We start from the raw sequence: 1,502 nt of genomic DNA, 5'->3' as shown, positions 1-1,502 counted from the left end.
GGCGGACGGCACCTCGACGACGAGGGGCTCGACGACCGGGTCACCGGCCTGAGCATCCGCGCCGTCGGCGCCGGGATCGACGGGACGGTCGGCGGACGGGAGGCGACCGTCCCCGTCCAGGGGAGACGCGCGTTGCCGGGGAACGCCTCCCCCGCCACCGAGCCGCACCTCGACGACCCGGTCCGGTGGTCTGGTCTGGGCACGCAGGGCGGCCCGGACCTGGGCGGCGGCGGCGGGTCCACCACCCCCTCGACCGAGCACGCAGACCGCGACGACCGGCGGCCCTGCATCATCGGGCAGAGCGGTCACCGCGGCGACCGTGGCCGCCTGTGACGTGCCCGGATCGCCCGTCATGCGCCGACCGCCGGTCACCGGGCGGGATCAGACCGCTCGGCGTCGCTGCTTGCGTCTCTCCCGCTCGGACATGCCGCCCCAGATCCCGAACCGCTCGTCGTTCTCCAGCGCGTACTCCAGGCACTCGGCCCGGACCTCACAGCCCGAGCAGATACGCTTGGCCTCGCGGGTCGAACCGCCCTTCTCCGGGAAGAACGCCTCGGGGTCGGTCTGCGCGCACAGCGCGCGTTCCTGCCACTCCATCGCCTCGCCGAGAAGGTCCCCCATCCCCAGATCGATCACCTGGGCGAGGGCGGACCTCCCGGCCGATCCACCAAGATCCTCCATGTCCTTGGTCTCCGCCTCGTCGGCCTCGTCGTCACCGACCTCGTCGACATCGTCGACCTCGTCAATGTCCTCGACGAGGTCGGTGTCCTCGGCGACGGACCGACCGGTCAACGCGGGGGGGACGGGAGCGGCCGTGGCCGGCACCCGCGCCCGCGGGACCGTTTCGGATGTGGCCCGGGTGTGGCGTTCGGTGAGCACCCGCCCGGGGTGATCAGCGAACGGGTCATGCTCAGCGGGACGCTCGACGTCCGCGAGGACAGTGTGGACGCCCGCGTCGGCGTGCTCCATGTGGACTCCTCCAGACCCGTCGCGGTGCGGTCGGCCACCCCTGGGCGCCGGCGCGCAGGTGACTGGTTTCCACACCGGTCAGGCGACGCATTACCGCACGAACCCCGCCAGCAGGGGGAATGACACGCCGGTAATTACACGCTCCAGACTCGATCGCGTCAACCCCACCGTCGCAACATCTTCTACAACCAGCGATGAGACCATAGCTCACAGTCACTACGACCTGTCGCCGAGGGTCCGCGCAACCCTCCTTTCCGTCACTCTGCGCGATCAGATTGGTCGCGACAACGGCATTATCCCGCCCAGACCTAAAGGGCATACACCCCTAAAAGGGCAGGGTCTGAGCTCGGGCAACCGCCGCGAACGTAGACCGATCAGCTACCAGACTCGGCAACCCCGGCCCATTCGACTACGGAGAGTAGTTTTTGATGATCAGGACTTGGCGGGTGTCAGGACACCACCGGCAGCATGGCCCGGACGGTGCGGCCCCGGGCAGCGCGAAAGCGCTCGTCAGGGATCCGGCCATACGTGGT

1 protein-coding gene and 1 pseudogene are annotated in these 1,502 nt (G+C 69.6%); both read right to left on the bottom strand.

Translation table 11 applies throughout. The features are described 5' to 3' along the window. Positions 1-354: pseudogene (locus ACY45C_RS15600) on the bottom strand (hypothetical protein); the annotation flags it as partial. Positions 355-381: 27 nt separating this feature from the next. Beyond that, positions 382-969, bottom strand: a complete 588-nt coding sequence (locus ACY45C_RS15595) for a WhiB family transcriptional regulator (protein WP_462188318.1) — start codon at positions 967-969, stop codon at positions 382-384. Between the last annotated feature and the right edge of the window lie 533 nt (positions 970-1,502).

It is taken from the genome of Frankia sp. CcWB2, from assembly GCF_977927585.1.
This window is presented reverse-complemented; position numbering and strand designations above follow the sequence as displayed.

Coding starts and splice junctions, on each gene's coding strand:
- ACY45C_RS15595 (WP_462188318.1), bottom strand. CDS start 969: ATGGAGCACGCCGACGCGGGCGTCCACACTGTCCTCGCGGACGTCGAG.